The sequence below is a fragment of the Streptomyces sp. NRRL WC-3626 genome, assembly GCF_000718785.1.
Lineage (GTDB): Bacteria > Actinomycetota > Actinomycetes > Streptomycetales > Streptomycetaceae > Streptomyces > Streptomyces edwardsiae.
In genome coordinates, this window is sequence record NZ_JOCA01000001.1 from 14994 (window position 1) to 32111 (window position 17118).

The following is a 17118-nucleotide window of genomic DNA, read 5'->3' on the forward strand; positions in this document are numbered from 1 at the left end:
CGACAACTACGAGCAAGCGCGGAGAGTTACGGGACAGAGAAGGACCGTATCGAGATCACTCGAACCGGTGAGGAGTCAACTCCCCACTCCCTACGAGGCGTTGTGGCCGCTCACTTCTCGACCCGGGCGGCCAGCCTGGCCAGCAGGGCGTCGTGGATGCGGGCGAGGCCCTTGGGCGCGAAGGTCTTCTCGAAGAAGCCTCCGATGCCTCCGGCACCGTTCCAGACGGTGGCCACGACGACCCGGGAGCGGCCCTCGCCGGCCGGAGTGACCCGCCAGGTGGTGACCATGGAGGAGTTGCGGTCCTTCTCGACCAGCTCGCCGTCGGTCGGCTCGGTGACCTCGACGAGGCAGTCACGGACGCGCTTGCTGGTGGCCTGGAGCTTCCAGTGCACGAGGGTGCCCTCGCCGTCGCCGCCCTCGCGGACCTCGTACTCGCTGTACTGCTCGGGCATCAGTTCGGCGCGGGTGCCGCTGTAGTCGGCGAGCGTGTCGAACACCGTCTCCGCGTCCGCCGCGACGATCCGCTCCGTAGTGGCCTCGACCTGCGCCATCGCAATCCTCCAGGGCATGGGTTATCGGGGTCGGGGCAAGCCAACCACCCCCGGGCCCGGCCGCCCAAATCGGGGTTCCGTATGTGACCGAAGATGTCGCTCGCACGATCAAGGGAACACTTGTTCTATTGTGTGCCTCAGCGATACCGAGGAGGCGTCATGCGCTGGGAGAACCTCTCACCGGAGTCCGAACACAGCAGGGCCGACTCCGCGCTGTTCGGCGCGGACGCGGTCACGACCCGCACCTTCGACACACCCGAATTCGCCGGCATCACGTTCCACGAGATCCGGGCCCGCTCGATCGTCAACCGGGTGCCGGGGGCGTCCCGTATGCCGTTCGAGTGGACGGTGAACCCGTACCGCGGCTGCTCCCACGCGTGCGTCTACTGCTTCGCGCGCAAGACGCACAGCTATCTGGACCTGGACACGGGGCTGGGTTTCGACAGCCAGATCGTGGTGAAGGTGAACGCGCCCGAGCTGCTGCGCCATCGGCTGGCGTCGCGCGGCTGGCAGGGCGAGCACATAGCGATGGGCACCAACGTCGACTGCTACCAGCGCGCGGAGGGCCGCTACCGGCTGATGCCGGGCATCCTCGCCGCCCTGCGCGACCACGCCAACCCGTTCTCGATCCTCACCAAGGGCACGCTGATCCTGCGGGACCTCCCGCTGCTGCGACAGGCGGCCGAGGTGACCGACGTGGGCGTCTCGGTCTCGGTCGGCTTCGTGGACGAGGCGCTGTGGCGCACCGTCGAGCCGGGCACCCCGGCGCCGGAGCGGCGCCTGGACGTGGTGAGGACGTTCACCGAGCACGGCATCGGCTGCGGGGTCCTGATGGCACCGGTGATCCCGTTCCTCGGCGACCGCCCGGAGCAACTGCGGGCGGCCGTGCGGGCCGTCGCGGCGTCGGGCGCCACCTCCGTCACCCCGCTGGTGCTGCATCTGCGGCCGGGCGCCCGCGAGTGGTTCATGTCCTGGCTCGGCCGGCACCACCCGTATCTGGTGGCCCGTTACGAGCGGCTGTACGCGGACGGCGCCTACGCTCCGAAGTGGTACCAGCGCCGCATCACCCGCCAGGTGCACGAGCTGGCCCAGGAGTACGGCATCGGCCCCACGCACACGGAGATGCCCCACCGCCTCCGCGCGGCCGAAGCCGCCGGCCCCCCGACGGCGGAGCCGACGGAGATGCCCCACCGCCTCCGTGCGGCCGAAGCCGCCGGCCCCCCGACGGCGGAGCCGACGGAGCCGACCCAACTCACCCTTCTTTAGGCGCGTTCGAGCGCATCCGGCGACCCGATCGGGTCAAGAATCCACAGAAGACGTTCACAAAGGGCTCCATATCGGGACGATGCCGCGTGAACCGTGTATCCCGCGGTCCGCAGCACCCGCGTCCTGGGAGGACCCCGTCATGAGAAAACGCGCAGCCGTGCTGTGCGGAGCCGCCGTCGTCCTGGCCGGAAGCCTCACGGCCGCCCCCGCCGAGGCCGGCACCCCGCGCGCGCCGGAGACCTTCCACGCCGCGAAGCCCGCGTGGAAGAAGTGCGGCACCGACGACTTCCCGACGCTGCAGTGCGCGTCCGTCCGGGTACCGCTCGACCACACCGACCCCGCCGGGCGGAAGATCACCCTCGCCCTGTCCCGCGTCCCGCACACCGCGAAGAAGTACCAGGGCCCCCTGCTGGTGAACCCCGGCGGCCCCGGCGGCAGCGGTCTGGCGCTCGCCGGGTTCGTCGCGTCGGCGCTGCCGAAGCGGGTGGCCGCCGAGTACGACGTCATCGGCTTCGACCCACGCGGGGTGGGCGCGAGCGAGCCGGCGCTGGACTGCGCGCCCGGCCACTTCGACCCGGTGCGGCCCGACCCGGTGCCGACCTCGCCCGAGGTCGAGCGCGCCAACCTCGCGCGTGTGCAGTCGTTCGCCGCGGCCTGCGGCCGCAAGTACGCGAACCTGCTGCCGTACATCGACACCAACAGCACCGTGCGCGACATCGACGTGATCCGGCGGGCGCTGGGCGCGAAGAAGATCAACTACTTCGGCTACTCGTACGGCACCTATCTCGGCGCCGTCTACGCCAAGCTGTTCCCGGAGCGGGTACGGCGGCTGGTGCTGGACTCGGTGGTCGACCCCACCGGGATCTGGTACGACTCCAACCTCGAGCAGGACTACGCCTTCAACGACCGCCACCGCGCCTTCATGGCCTGGGTCGCCGAGCACGACGCGGCGTACGGACTGGGCACCGACCCGGAGAAGGTCGAGGCGGCCTGGTACACGATGCGCGCGGCCCTGAAGAAGGACCCGGCCGGCGGGAAGGTGGGCGCCGCCGAGCTGGAGGACACCTTCATCCCGGGCGGCTACTACAACGGCTACTGGCCCTATCTCGCGCAGGCGTTCTCGGCGTACGCGAAGAACCGGGACACCGGGCCGCTGGTCAGGGCGTACGAGAACTTCGCCGCGAGCGACGCCGCCGCGGACAACGGCTTCAGCGTCTACTCGGCCGTGGAGTGCCGGGACGCCGTCTGGCCGCGTGACTGGCGGCAGTGGCGCAAGGACAACTGGGAGGTGTACGAGCGGGCGCCCTTCATGGCCTGGAACAACGCCTGGTACAACGCGGCGTGCGCGTTCTGGCCGGTGGAGCCGCTGCGTCCGGAGCGCGTCCGCAACGACAAGCTGCCGCCGGCGCTGCTGTTCCAGGCGACGGACGACGCGGCGACCCCCTACCAGGGCGGTGTCACCGTCCACCGGCTGCTGGCGAACTCCAGCCTGGTCGTCGAGTCCGGCGGCGCCAACCACGGCATCACGCTGAGCGGGAACGCCTGTCTGGACCGGCATCTGGCGGCCTATCTGACCGACGGGACCGTGCCGCGCGGAGGCAGTGGCGTGGCCGACGCGGTGTGCGCGGCGCTGCCCGACCCGAAGCCGCTGACCTCGAAGGCGGCGCCGTCGTCGGCCCGCGGCTCGACCCTGCACGGCCTGCTCGGCTTCCGCGGCTGACGCACCGCCGGGGGCGGGACTGCCGCACCCATGGGTCATGATGACTCCATGAACGACCCGTCCAGGATTCCCGCCCCCGACGGCGTGGCCCCCGCGGCCCGGTACACCCCTGTGGTGACGGGCACGGGCCGGCTCGTCGCCGTCTCCGGCCGGCGGCCCCTGGACGAGGACGGCGCGCCGGTCGGCGGGGGCGACGCCGCCGCGACCTTCGACGACGCGGTGGAACCGGCCTTCCCCGTCTTCGACATGGCGCACACGCCGGCCGTTCGCGGGGCCCGCGCCGCGCGGGTACCGGACGGCCGGCTGATCGAGGCCCTGGCGGTGGTGCCCGCGTGAGCGGGTACGTGCTGCGCCCGATGACGCCGGCCGACTGCGACGGCGTGGCCGAGATACGGATAGGGGGCTGGCGGCACGCCTACCGGGGACTGATGCCGCAGCCGTATCTCGACGGCCTGGACATCGTCGCGGACGCCGAGCGGCACCGCACCCGGCTGCTGCACGGCGACGGCGGCGTGGTGAACCTGGTCGCCGAGACGGACGGCGGCGCGCTCGCCGGCTGGGCCGCGTTCGGCCCGTACCGGGACGGCGGAACGCGCACCGCCGACGCCGAGCTGTACGCCCTGTACCTCCCGCCCGAGCGCATCGGCCAGGGCGTGGGACGGGCCCTCCTCACCGAGGCGGTCCGCCGCGGCACCGCCGCCGGACACGCCCGCATGTACCTGTGGGTCCTCAAGCACAACACCCGCGCCCGCCGCTTCTACGAGCGCGCGGGCTTCGGCGCGGACGGCGCGGAGGAACCCTTCGAGGTGGACGGCGTCGAGGTCCCCGAGGTGCGGTACGCGCGCAGGCTCACCGGCTGACGTCCCTACCTCGGCCGGGGAATCCGGGCCAGGGCGCGCACCGCCGCCTCCGCCAGTGCCGGATGGGCGAGGGCGTCGTTGAGCACGGGCTCGGCGCGCGGGTCACCGAGCTCGCCCAGCCCCTCCACACAGGCCAGCGCCACCCGGCGGTACGGATCGTGCGGTCGCAGCCGCCGCCGCAGGGTGGTGATCAGGGCGGGAACCGCCTCGGGCGCACGCAGTTCGGTGAGCAGCCGCACCGGATGCAGTGCGTAGGCGACCCGCAGTTCATTGGTGGCGAGCGCGGCGGCCGCACGGGCGGTACGCGGGTCCCCCAGCCGGGCGAGCGCATGCGCGGCGGCGGCACAACGCGGCGGATCCCGGTGATTGAGCAGCAGCACGAGCGCCTCGAACGCCCGCCGGTCCCCCGCCACCCCCAGCCGGAACGCCACCAACTCCCGCGCCCACAACGGCTGCCCACCCTCGGTGAGCACACCGGCCAGGGCATCGAGGTCGCCCGTATCCAGAAGACGGTCGTACGCGGCCGATCCGCCCGACTCCTGCCTCAGCCGCTCCAGGGTGGACCGGTCCGTATCGCCGCGCGTCATCAGCCGCGGCCGAGGGACTCGAGTTCGCGTGAGAGCACGGTTTGCCCGATCAAGCCGAAATGATCGAGCTCGGTGATATTGAAATGGACCTGATCCGTTGTACAGCCGTGCCGCCTTGCGGCCGCCCGCATCTCGGGCAAGTGTTCCTCATAGTCGGCCGACAGTACAATGTTGACCTTGCCCGCCATTTTCGCAACAGCGGAAACACGGGCACCAAACTGGTCGTACCCGGCGGCATCCCAGTAGCTCATCATATCGTCGGCGAGTTGATGAACTTGACCGAAATCTTTCGACGCGATTCTGCTCGCATAGCTGCACAACGTTCGAAAACCGTCGAGATCCGGTGCGAGATCGACCAGTTTCTTGAGCGCGGGGAGCGGATCCCGGTGATCGGCGGCGGCGAACAACCGCGAGATGGTCATCGTCGACCGGTTCACATTGGGATCCAGTAACAGCGCACCGGCGAGGTCGGGCTGCCTGTGAGCGAGGGCCCCCGTCCAGTGCTCCGCCAACTGGAGCACCAGGTCGGCACCGAGAGAGAACCCCACCAGGAGGATCCGCTTGTCGGGATTCTGACGACCGATCCGCTCCACGAGCTCGGCGACCATCTCCACGTGCCGGTTCACGGGCACCGGCGGCAGATGACCTCCGGCCCTGGGCGCGTAGCCGGCGAGATTCACGGCGACGGCATGGGTGTCGTGCAGCTCCAGATACTCCTGGTAATCCGTGGCGTCCAGTCCCAGCCCGTGAAAGAACACGCTCAGCGTACGGGAATCGGCCACGCGTTCCAAATAGGTCAACTGCCTGAAATGCCGGTTGGCCAAACGGTCGGAGGACAGAAGGGTTTTCACAGGATCGGCCACTCTCTGACAAGACGGAAGCGATGCACATCTCTGATACGTCAGAATAGTCCAGTACCCGGTCCCGAGGTGAAGGAATCCGCTTCTCCGCCCGCTTCCGCCGGACGTGCTTCAGAGCCGTCCAACGCGGGTAGTAAGGCTCTCACCCGAAAGATTCCTGCACGGTCCCGCGCGCGCCGATCACGCGCCGCGAGCGAACAGTAATGGAACACCGCAATCCATTTACGTCAGGACGATCCAACGGGCCGGGGGGAGAAGCCGCATTGAAAGCTGCACTGAGTGAGGCCGAAGCAGCGGGACTGATCTTCAGAAACTCACTGTGCCGGGACCGGGTGGGGCGGACCGGGGTGGAGCTCGAATGGTTCGTCGTCCCGGACGCGCATCCCACCCGCCGGGCCACCGGCGAGGAACTGGCATCGCTCGCACGCCGCTTCGACACGCCGCTCCCCTCGTCGGGCAGCGTCTCGTGGGAACCCGGCGGTCAGCTGGAGCTGAGCAGCGCCCCGCACGAGTCGCTGCAGTCCTGTGTGGACGCCGTCGCCGCGGACCTCGCCGTCGTACGGGAGCGGGCCCGTACGGTGGGAATGAGTCTCGTCGGCGGCGGACTGGACCCCCGTCCGCCGGGTTTCACGGTCTCCCTGCCCCGCTCGCTTCCGTGCAGATCAACCTGGATGCCGGGGACGGGTCCCACGGCTGGCGCGGACGGTCCCGCAGGTGGCTGGTCGCCAATGCGCTGGGGCCCGCCCTGATGGCGATGTTCGCCAACTCGCCCGTAGGGCACGACGAGGAGGAGACCGCGTCGTCGGGGCGGCAGGTCTTCGATCTGCGCAGAGTGGACCATTTCGAGTTCTGCCAGGACTCCTTCCTCAAGCACGAGGTCGGCACCCTGGTGCGGGGGCGCTGACCCGCCAGGAGGCCCACGTCACATCATCCGGGGGCTGGCGCGCTCGTTACCGGCGAGTTAAGCTCAGACGAGCGAGTTATCCACTCGTGGTTCTTCTCAGGGCGGTCTGGTGACGCGGTCGTTCTGAGTGACAGTCGGTTCGGTACTCCGTGTACCGCAGTACGGCTCGGCCCCGGGACAGGGCCGGTCGGACCCGCCGTTGTCGCCGGGCGTGTGCGCTGCAGCAGCCCGGTTCACACCCGCATCCCGCACGCACCCGGTGCGCTTCTCGGCGCACCCGGGCGTGTTTCCCGTCGTCACCCTCATTCCTGGAGTCCCGCGATGGCCACTCCCCTGTCCCACACCCCTCTTCGGACCGTCGCCGTGGTCGGCCTCGGCACGATGGGCACCGGTATCGCCGAGGTCCTGGCCGGCGCCGGCCGCGTTGTGATCGGCATCGACGTCAGCGAGGCGCAGGCCGCCCGCTGCGTCGCCGCCCTGGAGGCCTCGACCGCCCGTGCCGTGGAGCGCGGCCGGCTGACCGTCGAGCAGCGCACGGAGCTGCTGGCCCGCGTCACCACGTCCACCCGCCTCTCGGCGGCGGCCGACGCCGACCTGGTCGTGGAGGTGGCGCCGGAGTCGTACGAGATCAAGCAGCAGATCTTCCGTGAACTGGACGGGATCGTGCGGCCGGAGACCGTGCTGGCGACCGGCACCAACGCGCTGTCCGTCACCCGGCTCGCGGCCGACTCGGCCCACCCCGAGCGGGTGCTGGGCATGCACTTCTTCAACCCGGCCCCGGCGATGAAGCTGGTCGAGATCGTGTCCAGTGTGCTGACCGCCCCGGCGGCCGTCACCGCCGTCACCGATCTCGCGATGGACCTCGGCAAGGAGCCCGTGGCGGTCGGCGACCGGCCCGGATTCGTCGCCGACGGGCTGCTGTTCGGCTATCTCAACCAGGCCGCCGCGATGTACGAGGCGAACTACGCCTCCCGCGAGGACATCGACGCCGCGATGAAACTGGGCTGCGGGCTGCCCATGGGCCCGCTGGCACTGCTGGACCTGATCGGCGTGGACACCGCGCGTACGGTCCTGGAGGCCATGTACGCCGAGTCCCGCGACCGGCTGCACGCCCCCGCCCCGGTGCTCAAGCAGCTCAGCGAGGCGGGTCTCACGGGCCGCAAGGCGGGGCGCGGTTTCTACACGTACGAGGCCGCGGGCAGCGGCACGGTGGTGCGGGACGCGCTGACCCCGCTGTCGGGCGGTTCGTTCACCGTCGGCCGCCCGGTGCGCGCGGTGGGGGTGGCGGGGTCCGGCACGATGGCGTCCGGTATCGCCGAGGTGTTCGCGAAGGCGGGCTACGAGGTGGTCCTGGCCGCCCGCAGCGAGGAGAAGGCACTCGGTGCCAAGGCGCGGATCGGAAAGTCCCTGGCGCGCTCCGTGGACAAGGGCCGGATGACCGGCGAGGCGGCCGCCCGGACCCTGGAGCGGGTCCGGGCGACGGGCAGCTACGACGATTTCGCCGACGTCGATCTCGCGGTCGAGGCGGTCGCCGAGGACCTGGACGTCAAGCGCCAGCTGTTCGCGACGCTGGACAAGGTCTGCAAGCCGGGCGCGGTGCTCGCCACCACCACCTCCTCCCTCCCGGTCGTCGCCTGCGCCCGCGCCACCTCGCGCCCGCAGGACGTGATCGGCATGCACTTCTTCAACCCCGCCCCGGCGATGAAGCTGGTCGAGGTCGTGCGCACGGTGCTGACCGCCGACGACGTCCACGCGACCGTGCGCGAGGTCTGCGCCACCGTCCGTAAACACGCCGTGGACTGTGGCGACCGGGCCGGGTTCATCGTGAACGCGCTGCTGTTCCCGTACCTCAACAACGCGATCAAGATGGTGCAGGAGCACTACGCCTCCCTCGACGACATCGACGCCGCGATGAAGCTGGGCGGCGGCTACCCGATGGGGCCGTTCGAACTGCTCGACGTGGTCGGCCTCGATGTCTCGCTCGCCATCGAGAAGGTGCTGCACCGGGAGTTCCGCGACCCGGGTCTCGCGCCGGCGCCGCTGCTGGAGCATCTGGTGGCCGCCGGCTGCCTCGGCCGCAAGACCGGCCGTGGCTTCCGCGAATATGCCAAGCGCTGAGACGCGTCCCGGCGACCGGTTCGGCGATGGCGCGGAGTGGGGCGGGCTGCTCGATCCCGAGCGGTTCCCGCCCCCGGCTCCCGGCGCCCCTCCCCCGCCCGGCGAGGGCGGGGCAGGCCCCGGTCATGAGCGTCGAGCTGCGCACATGCAGTACGTTCAGGGCATGTCCCAGCCCGCCAAGTCCGCACGTACCCCCGCCACGGCCGAGCCGCCGGAAAGCGCCGCGGGCTCCCGCGCCGCCGCCCAGCGGCTCAAAATGCGCCGGGAACTGGCGGCCGCCGCGATGGAGCTGTTCGCGACGAAGGGGTACGAGGCCACCACCGTCGACGAGATCGCGGCCGCCGCCGGGGTCGCCCGCCGCACCTTCTTCCGCCACTTCCGTTCCAAGGAAGAGGCGATCTTCCCGGACCACGACGACACCCTGGTCCGCGCCGAGGCGGTGCTCAACGCCGCCCCCGCGCACGAGCATCCGCTCGACACGGTGTGCCGTGGCATCAAGGAGGTCATGAAGATGTACGCGGCGCGGCCGGAGATCTCGGTCGCCCGCTACAAGCTGACGCGCGAGGTGCCCACCCTGCGCGAGGCGGAGATCGCGTCGGTGGCCCGCTACGAGCGTCTGTTCACCCGCTATCTTCTCGGCCACTTCGACGAGCACGCGCACGACGACGCCGGCGACGACCCGCTGCTGGCGGAGGTCGCCGCGTCCGCCGTGGTCACCGCGCACAACCATGTGCTGCGGCGCTGGCTACGGGCGGACGGCAAGGGCGATGTGGAGGCCGGGCTGGACCACGCGTTCGCCATCGTCCGCAAGACCTTCGGCACCGGCATCATGGCGGGCCGGCGTACGGTGCCGGCGCGGCCGCCCGCCGCCTCGGTCGCCCCGCACGGCGAGGTGCTGGTGACGGTCGCCCGCACCGACGCCCCGCTGGACGAGGTGATGCGGACCATCGAGCAGGCGCTCAAGGAGCGCTGAACCGCCCGCTCACCGCTGTGACGACGGCCACCCCACGGGGTGGCCGTTTTGCCATGTCAGGGCCCCTTTTCACACCGATTCCAGGGGCCGTTCGATCGATCATCGCTCATCTGATGCGTAAAGAATTCACCTGAGCCCAGGTTCTGACACTCAGTGCCTTGCGGCCTGACACGGCGTGCCATACGTTGAAGGAGTCCGGGCGAACCGTCCCGGCGGGCCCACCGCCCGCACGCCCGGACGCCTGCGTCACAGGCACCCTCCCGCGCACACCAAGCGCTGCCGAAGCACCACCGCCGAACCGACGGCACTCCCAACCCTCAGCAGCACACCGACGTAACCCTCAGCGCCCCTCCCTCAGGGCGCTCATCGCCGGAGGCAACACCGTGACCATGAAGAACATCCTGGCCGCGATCCAGTCACCCGACTCCACGTCGGAGGACTTCGCCGCCCTGCCGCTCCCCGAGTCGTACCGCGCGATCACCGTGCACAAGGACGAGACGGAGATGTTCGCGGGCCTCGAGACCCGCGACAAGGACCCCCGCAAGTCGCTCCACCTCGACGAGGTGCCGCTGCCCGAACTGGGCCCGGGCGAGGCCCTGGTGGCCGTGATGGCCTCCTCGGTCAACTACAACTCGGTGTGGACCTCGATCTTCGAGCCGCTGTCGACGTTCGGCTTCCTGGAGCGTTACGGCAGGGTCAGCGAGCTGACCAGGCGGCACGACCTGCCCTACCACGTCATCGGCTCCGACCTCGCGGGCGTGGTGCTGCGCACCGGCCCCGGCGTCAACGCCTGGCGGCCCGGCGACGAGGTCGTCGCGCACTGTCTGTCCGTCGAGCTGGAGTCGTCGGACGGGCACAACGACACGATGCTCGACCCGGAGCAGCGCATCTGGGGCTTCGAGACCAACTTCGGCGGCCTCGCCGAGATCGCGCTGGTGAAGTCCAACCAGCTGATGCCGAAGCCGGACCATCTGTCGTGGGAGGAGGCGGCGGCACCGGGCCTCGTCAACTCCACCGCCTACCGCCAGCTGGTCTCCCGCAACGGCGCCGGCATGAAGCAGGGCGACAACGTGCTCATCTGGGGCGCGAGCGGCGGACTCGGCTCGTACGCCACCCAGTTCGCGCTGGCCGGCGGCGCCAACCCGATCTGTGTCGTCTCCAGCGACCAGAAGGCGGAGCTCTGCCGGGCGATGGGCGCCGAGGCGATCATCGACCGCAACGCCGAGGGCTACCGGTTCTGGAAGGACGAGAACTCCCAGGACCCGCGCGAGTGGAAGCGGTTCGGCAAGCGCATCCGTGAACTCACCGACGGCGAGGACGTGGACATCGTCTTCGAGCACCCCGGCCGTGAGACCTTCGGCGCCTCGGTGTACGTCACCCGCAAGGGCGGCACCATCGTCACCTGCGCCTCGACGTCCGGCTACAACCACGAGTACGACAACCGCTACCTGTGGATGTCGCTGAAGCGCATCATCGGCTCGCACTTCGCCAACTACCGCGAGGCCTGGGAGGCCAACCGGCTGGTCGCGAAGGGGAGAATCCACCCGACGCTGTCGAAGGTGTACTCCCTGGAGGACACGGGCCAGGCCGCCCACGACGTGCACCGCAACGCGCACCAAGGCAAGGTCGGTGTGCTGTGCCTGGCGCCCGAGGAGGGCCTGGGCGTGCGCGACCACGCCAAGCGTGCGCGGCACGCCGACGCCATCAACCGCTTCCGGAACATCTGAGGGCGGACAGATGACAGAGCGTCAGAAGGACCGGCCGTGGCTGATGCGGACGTACGCCGGTCACTCCACCGCCGAGGCGTCCAACGAGCTGTACCGGCGCAACCTCGCCAAGGGCCAGACCGGGCTGTCGGTCGCCTTCGATCTGCCGACGCAGACCGGTTACGACTCCGACCACATCCTCGCCCGCGGCGAGGTCGGCCGGGTCGGTGTGCCGGTCGCGCACCTCGGTGACATGCGCCGGCTGTTCCAGGACATCCCCCTGGAGCAGATGAACACCTCGATGACGATCAACGCCACCGCCATGTGGCTGCTGGCGCTCTACCAGGTCGTCGCCGAGGAACAGGGCGCGGACATCACCCAGTTGCAGGGCACGACCCAGAACGACATCGTCAAGGAATACCTGTCCCGGGGGACGCATGTCTTCCCGCCGGGCCCCTCGCTCCGCCTGACGACGGACATGATCGCGTACACGGTCTCCCACCTCCCCAGGTGGAACCCGATCAACATCTGCAGCTACCACCTGCAGGAGGCGGGCGCCACGCCGGTGCAGGAGATCGCGTACGCGATGTCCACCGCGATCGCCGTGCTCGACGCCGTACGCGACAGCGGCCAGGTGCCGCGGGAGCGCATGGGTGATGTCGTCGGCCGTATCTCCTTCTTCGTGAACGCGGGCGTCCGCTTCGTCGAGGAGATGTGCAAGATGCGCGCGTTCGGCCGCATCTGGGACCAGGTCACACGCGAGCGGTACGGCATCGAGAACCCCAAGCACCGCCGCTTCCGCTACGGCGTCCAGGTCAACTCCCTCGGCCTGACCGAGGCGCAGCCGGAGAACAACGTCCAGCGGATCGTCCTCGAGATGCTGGCCGTCACCCTCTCCAAGGACGCCCGCGCCCGCGCCGTACAGCTGCCGGCCTGGAACGAGGCCCTCGGCCTGCCCCGCCCCTGGGACCAGCAGTGGTCGCTGCGCATCCAGCAGGTCCTGGCGTACGAGAGCGACCTGCTGGAGTACGACGACATCTTCGAGGGGTCGAAGGTGATCGAGGCGAAGGTGGAGCAACTGGTCGCGGACTCGTTCGCGGAGATGGGGCGGATCGAGGAGATGGGCGGCGCGATGGCGGCCGTCGAGTCCGGCTATCTCAAGTCCCAGCTGGTCGCCTCGCACGCCGAACGCCGCGCGCGGATCGAGTCGGGCTCGGAGAAGATCATCGGTGTGAACGCCTTCGAGGGCACCGAGCCCAATCCGCTGACCGCCGATCTGGACACCGCGATCCAGACGGTCGACCCCGCGGTGGAGGCCCGTGTCGTCGACGCCCTGCGGAACTGGCGCGACAGCCGCTATCAGCCGCCCTTCAACCACCCGCGTCCCTGCAAGGCGCTGGAGAAGCTGAAGGAGGCCGCGCGCGGCACCGCCAACCTGATGGAGGCGACCCTGGAGTGCGCCAGGGCCGGCGCGACGACAGGCGAGTGGGCCGGGGCGCTGCGCGAGGTGTTCGGCGAGTTCCGGGCGCCGACGGGCGTGTCCTCGGCGCCGGTCGCGATCGCCGCCGAGGAGGGCTCGGCGCTGTCCGAGGTGCGCCGCAGGGTGGAACTGACGGCGAAGGACCTCGGCGTGGGCAAGCTGCGCTTCCTGGTCGGCAAGCCGGGCCTGGACGGGCACTCCAACGGCGCCGAGCAGATCGCCGTACGGGCCCGTGACGCCGGGTTCGAGGTGGTCTACCAGGGCATCCGGCTCACCCCGGAGCAGATCGTGGACGCCGCCCTCGCGGAGGACGTCCACGCGGTGGGCCTGTCCATCCTGTCCGGCTCGCACGCCCAACTGGTGCCGGACGTACTCGAACGGCTCCGTGTGGCCGGCGCCACGGACATACCGGTGATCGCCGGTGGCATCATCCCGAACGGTGACGCCGAACAACTGCGGGCCGCGGGAGTCGCCGCGGTCTTCACCCCGAAGGACTTCGACATCACCGGGATCATCGGCCGCATCGTCGACGAGATCCGCACCGCGAACAAGCTCGACCCCCTGGAGGTCCCCGTATGACAACCGTGAACCGCCTTCGCCCCCGGCGCTCCTGCCTGGCGGTACCGGGTTCGAACCCGCGCTTCCTGGAGAAGGCCCAGGGTCTCCCCGCGGACCAGGTCTTCCTCGACCTGGAGGACGCCTGCGCGCCGCTCGCCAAGCCCGAGGCGCGGCACACCATCGTGAAGTTCCTCAACGAGGGCGACTGGACCGGCAAGACCCGTGTGGTGCGCGTCAACGACTGGACCACGGAGTGGACGTACCGGGACGTCGTGACGGTCGTCGAGGGCGCCGGCCAGAACCTCGACTGCATCATGCTGCCGAAGGTGCAGACGGCCGAGCAGATCGTCGCCCTGGACCTGCTGCTGACGCAGATCGAGAAGACGATGGGCTTCGAGGTCGGCCGGATCGGCATCGAGGCGCAGATCGAGAACGCGCAGGGCCTGAACAACGTCAACGAGATCGCGACCGCGTCCCAGCGTGTCGAGACCATCATCTTCGGCCCGGCCGACTTCATGGCGTCCATCAACATGAAGTCCCTCGTGGTGGGCGAGCAGCCGCCCGGCTACCCGGCGGACGCCTACCACTACATCCTGATGAAGATCCTGATGGCCGCCCGCGCCAACGATCTCCAGGCGATCGACGGCCCCTACCTGCAGATCCGCAACGTGGACGGCTACCGCGAGGTCGCCCGGCGCGCCGCCGCCCTCGGCTTCGACGGCAAGTGGGTGCTGCACCCCGGCCAGGTGGAGGCGTCCAACGAGATCTTCTCGCCCTCCCAGGAGGACTACGACCACGCCGAACTGATCCTGGACGCGTACGACTACTGCACGTCCGAGGCCGGCGGCAGGAAGGGCTCGGCCATGCTCGGCGACGAGATGATCGACGAGGCCAGCCGCAAGATGGCCCTGGTCATCTCGGGCAAGGGACGCGCGGCCGGTCTGCGGCGGACGTCGAAGTTCGAGATCCCGGAGGGCTGAGGGCGATGCAGTTCGGACGCACCTACGAGGAGTTCGAGGTCGGGGCCGTGTACAAGCACTGGCCCGGGAAGACGGTCACCGAGTACGACGACCACCTCTTCTGTCTGCTCACCATGAACCACCACCCGCTCCACATGGACGCCAACTACGCCGAGAAGACGACGGACTTCGGCAAGAACGTGGTGGTCGGCAACTACATCTACTCGCTGCTGCTCGGCATGTCCGTCCCGGACGTCTCCGGCAAGGCGATCGCCAACCTGGAGATCGAGTCGCTCAGGCACGTGGCGCCGACCTTCCACGGCGACACGCTCTACGGCGAGACGACCGTGCTCGACAAGTGGCCGTCGAAGTCGAAGAACGACCGGGGCATCGTCCACGTCGAGACCAAGGGCTACAAGCAGGACGGCACCCTCGTCTGCGTGTTCCGCCGCAAGGTGATGGTGCCGACCGAGACGTACATCAAGGAGCGCGGCGGCGAGCAGCCGGGCCGCCCCGAGCTGAAGGAACAGGGGAAGTAGATGAGCCGTCTCGCCCGGACCGCCGGTCTGACCGACGTTCAGCAGGAGATCCTCTCCACCGTCCGCGACTTCGTGGACAAGGAGATCATCCCGGTCGCGACCGAGCTGGAGCACCGCGACGAGTACCCGCAGCAGATCGTCGACGGCCTGAAGGAACTCGGCCTGTTCGGCCTGATGATTCCCGAGGAGTACGGGGGTCTGGGCGAGTCGCTGCTCACCTACGCGCTGTGCGTCGAGGAGATCGCCCGCGGCTGGATGTCGGTGTCCGGCATCATCAACACCCACTTCATCGTGGCGTACATGCTCAAGCAGCACGGCACGCGGGAACAGAAGGACCACTTCCTTCCCCGGATGGCGGCCGGCGACATCCGGGGCGCGTTCTCGATGTCGGAGCCGGGCCTGGGCTCCGATGTGTCGGCGATCACCTCGAAGGCGGTGAAGGACGGTGACTCGTACGTCCTGAACGGCCAGAAGATGTGGCTGACCAACGGCGGTACGTCGTCCCTCGTGGCCGTTCTGGTCAGAAGTGACGAAGGACACCCCGAGGGGACGGCCCCTCACAAGTCGATGACGACCTTCCTGGTGGAGAAGGAGCCCGGCTTCGGTGAGGTGCGCCCGGGCCTCACCATCCCCGGCAAGATCGACAAGATGGGCTACAAGGGCGTCGACACGACCGAGCTCATCATGGATGGTCTGCGGGTTTCCGCCGACCGGGTGCTCGGCGGGGTCACCGGCCGAGGTTTTTACCAAATGATGGACGGGGTCGAGGTGGGCCGTGTCAACGTGGCGGCGCGTGGCTGCGGCGTCGCTCAGCGTGCCTTCGAACTCGGCGTGCGGTACGCCCAGCAGCGGCACACTTTCGGCAAGCCGATCGCCCAGCACCAGGCCATCCAGTTCAAGCTGGCGGAGATGGCTACCAAGGTGGAGGCCGCGCATGCGATGATGGTGAACGCGGCACGCAAAAAGGACTCCGGGGAACGAAACGACCTTGAAGCGGGGATGGCGAAGTACCTCGCCTCCGAATACTGCAAGGAGGTCGTGGAGGACGCCTTCCGGATCCACGGCGGCTACGGCTTCTCCAAGGAGTACGAGATCGAGCGCCTCTACCGCGAGGCGCCGATGCTGCTGATCGGCGAGGGCACCGCCGAGATCCAGAAAATGATCATTGGCCGCCGACTGCTCGAAGAGTATCGATTCCAGGGTTAGATGTCCGGATACGGGGTGTTTTCTTGGAGAAGAGGATCACACCCCGTACGCGCTCTTCGGCCGTCGACTCGACTGACTGGCTTACCCAGTTGCGGCCGGGAGCCGCTACGATCGCCGGAAAGCCGCCGTCCCCCGCAAGTGCGCGGCATCATCCGCTACGAAGGTCATCCATGCCCCACAGCCAAACCTCTGCACCTCGCGACAGCCGCACCGGCGTACGCCTCGCGCGCGGAGCCTCGCCGTGGCTCCTGCCGACCGTCGCCACCGCAGCCGTCAGCCTGCTGCGCGCCCGCCGCTCGGGTGCCGCCAAGGCCGTCGCCGTCCCCGCCACCGCCCTGGCGGCGGGGATGCTGTGGTTCTTCCGCGACCCCGAGCGTGAGATCGCCCAGGGCAGGGTCATCTCGCCCGCCGACGGTGTGGTGCAGAGCATCATGCCGTGGAAGGACGGGCGTACCCGCGTCGCGATCTTCATGAGCCCGCTCAACGTCCACGTGAACCGGGCCCCGCTGGCCGGCACCGTGACGTCGGTCGAGCACGTGCCCGGTGGCTTCGTTCCCGCCTTCAACAAGGAGAGCGAGAACAACGAGCGCGTCGTGTGGCACTTCGACACCGAGCTCGGCGACATCGAGATGATCCAGATCGCCGGCGCGGTCGCCCGCCGTATCGTCCCCTACGTGCCGCAGGGCACCAAGGTCGAGCAGGGCGAGCGCATCGGTCTGATCCGCTTCGGCTCGCGCGTCGACATCTACCTGCCGGAAGGCGTGGAGGTGGCCGTCGAAGTCGGTCAGAAGACGGTGGCTGGGGTGACTCGAATTGACCGTGGTTGAT

The 17118-nt window shown here is 69.4% G+C and carries 16 protein-coding genes and 1 pseudogene; 14 read left to right on the forward strand and 3 right to left on the reverse strand.

Annotated features, from left to right (window positions below):
• Nucleotides 1-110: 110 nt before the first annotated feature.
• Nucleotides 111-554, reverse strand: a complete 444-nt coding sequence (locus tag IF28_RS0100060) for an SRPBCC family protein (protein ID WP_030211807.1) — start codon at nucleotides 552-554, stop codon at nucleotides 111-113.
• A gap of 159 nt (nucleotides 555-713) precedes the next feature.
• On the opposite strand from IF28_RS0100060, the gene IF28_RS0100065 reads away from it, so the two are divergent.
• The 4 genes and pseudogenes from IF28_RS0100065 to IF28_RS0100080 all read left to right on the forward strand — a co-directional run bounded on the left by IF28_RS0100065 (nucleotide 714) and on the right by IF28_RS0100080 (nucleotide 4400).
• Nucleotides 714-1820 carry an Rv2578c family radical SAM protein gene (locus tag IF28_RS0100065; protein ID WP_078620783.1) on the forward strand — a complete coding sequence of 369 codons (1107 nt, stop codon included), beginning with the start codon at nucleotides 714-716 and terminating at the stop codon, nucleotides 1818-1820.
• A 139-nt stretch (nucleotides 1821-1959) separates the two neighbouring features.
• Nucleotides 1960-3540 carry an alpha/beta hydrolase gene (locus IF28_RS0100070; protein WP_030211816.1) on the forward strand — a complete coding sequence of 527 codons (1581 nt, stop codon included), beginning with the start codon at nucleotides 1960-1962 and terminating at the stop codon, nucleotides 3538-3540.
• A 48-nt stretch (nucleotides 3541-3588) separates the two neighbouring features.
• Nucleotides 3589-3864, forward strand: a pseudogene (locus tag IF28_RS0100075) (RidA family protein); the annotation flags it as partial.
• Nucleotides 3865-3896: 32 nt separating this feature from the next.
• Nucleotides 3897-4400 (forward strand): GNAT family N-acetyltransferase, encoded by a 504-nt coding sequence (locus tag IF28_RS0100080; protein ID WP_106981966.1) that lies wholly within the window; start codon nucleotides 3897-3899, stop codon nucleotides 4398-4400.
• A gap of 5 nt (nucleotides 4401-4405) precedes the next feature.
• Here IF28_RS0100080 and IF28_RS0100085 read toward each other — a convergent pair whose 3' ends face one another.
• A complete protein-coding gene (locus tag IF28_RS0100085) occupies nucleotides 4406-4987 on the reverse strand; it encodes an adenylosuccinate lyase (RefSeq protein ID WP_030211825.1) in 582 nt (193 codons plus the stop codon).
• Nucleotides 4987-5850 (reverse strand): alpha/beta fold hydrolase, encoded by an 864-nt coding sequence (locus IF28_RS0100090; RefSeq protein WP_158713625.1) that lies wholly within the window; start codon nucleotides 5848-5850, stop codon nucleotides 4987-4989. The genes IF28_RS0100085 and IF28_RS0100090 overlap by 1 nt, the downstream gene beginning before the upstream one ends.
• Before the next feature lie 260 nt (nucleotides 5851-6110).
• On the opposite strand from IF28_RS0100090, the gene IF28_RS0100095 reads away from it, so the two are divergent.
• The 10 genes from IF28_RS0100095 (at nucleotide 6111) to IF28_RS0100140 (ending at nucleotide 17117) form a co-directional block, all read left to right on the forward strand.
• Entirely contained in the window at nucleotides 6111-6596 is a 486-nt protein-coding gene (locus IF28_RS0100095; RefSeq protein WP_158713626.1) for a glutamate-cysteine ligase family protein, read from the forward strand.
• Nucleotides 6596-6751 carry a hypothetical protein gene (locus IF28_RS39035; protein ID WP_158713627.1) on the forward strand — a complete coding sequence of 52 codons (156 nt, stop codon included), beginning with the start codon at nucleotides 6596-6598 and terminating at the stop codon, nucleotides 6749-6751. The genes IF28_RS0100095 and IF28_RS39035 overlap by 1 nt, the downstream gene beginning before the upstream one ends.
• Nucleotides 6752-7072: 321 nt before the next feature.
• The gene (locus IF28_RS0100105) at nucleotides 7073-8869 is read left to right on the forward strand and encodes a 3-hydroxyacyl-CoA dehydrogenase family protein (RefSeq protein ID WP_030211829.1); all 1797 of its coding nucleotides are present in this window, start codon (nucleotides 7073-7075) and stop codon (nucleotides 8867-8869) included.
• Between the two features lie 163 nt (nucleotides 8870-9032).
• Entirely contained in the window at nucleotides 9033-9842 is an 810-nt protein-coding gene (locus tag IF28_RS0100110; RefSeq protein ID WP_030211830.1) for a TetR family transcriptional regulator, read from the forward strand.
• A gap of 389 nt (nucleotides 9843-10231) precedes the next feature.
• Nucleotides 10232-11569 carry a crotonyl-CoA carboxylase/reductase gene (gene ccrA / locus IF28_RS0100115; RefSeq protein WP_030211831.1) on the forward strand — a complete coding sequence of 446 codons (1338 nt, stop codon included), beginning with the start codon at nucleotides 10232-10234 and terminating at the stop codon, nucleotides 11567-11569.
• 10 nt (nucleotides 11570-11579) lie between these two features.
• On the forward strand, nucleotides 11580-13607 hold the full coding sequence (locus IF28_RS0100120) for a protein meaA (RefSeq protein WP_030211837.1): 2028 nt from the start codon (nucleotides 11580-11582) through the stop codon (nucleotides 13605-13607).
• Complete coding sequence (locus tag IF28_RS0100125) at nucleotides 13604-14566, forward strand: HpcH/HpaI aldolase/citrate lyase family protein (RefSeq protein WP_030211840.1); 963 nt, start codon at nucleotides 13604-13606, stop codon at nucleotides 14564-14566. Before IF28_RS0100120 ends, IF28_RS0100125 begins: the two co-directional genes overlap by 4 nt.
• Nucleotides 14567-14571: 5 nt before the next feature.
• Entirely contained in the window at nucleotides 14572-15084 is a 513-nt protein-coding gene (locus IF28_RS0100130) for a MaoC family dehydratase (RefSeq protein WP_030211843.1), read from the forward strand.
• Nucleotides 15085-16290: an acyl-CoA dehydrogenase family protein gene (locus IF28_RS0100135; protein WP_030211846.1), complete on the forward strand. Its 1206-nt coding sequence runs from the start codon at nucleotides 15085-15087 to the stop codon at nucleotides 16288-16290.
• A gap of 170 nt (nucleotides 16291-16460) precedes the next feature.
• The gene (locus IF28_RS0100140) at nucleotides 16461-17117 is read left to right on the forward strand and encodes a phosphatidylserine decarboxylase (protein WP_030211849.1); all 657 of its coding nucleotides are present in this window, start codon (nucleotides 16461-16463) and stop codon (nucleotides 17115-17117) included.
• The last annotated feature ends 1 nt before the right edge of the window (nucleotide 17118 follow it).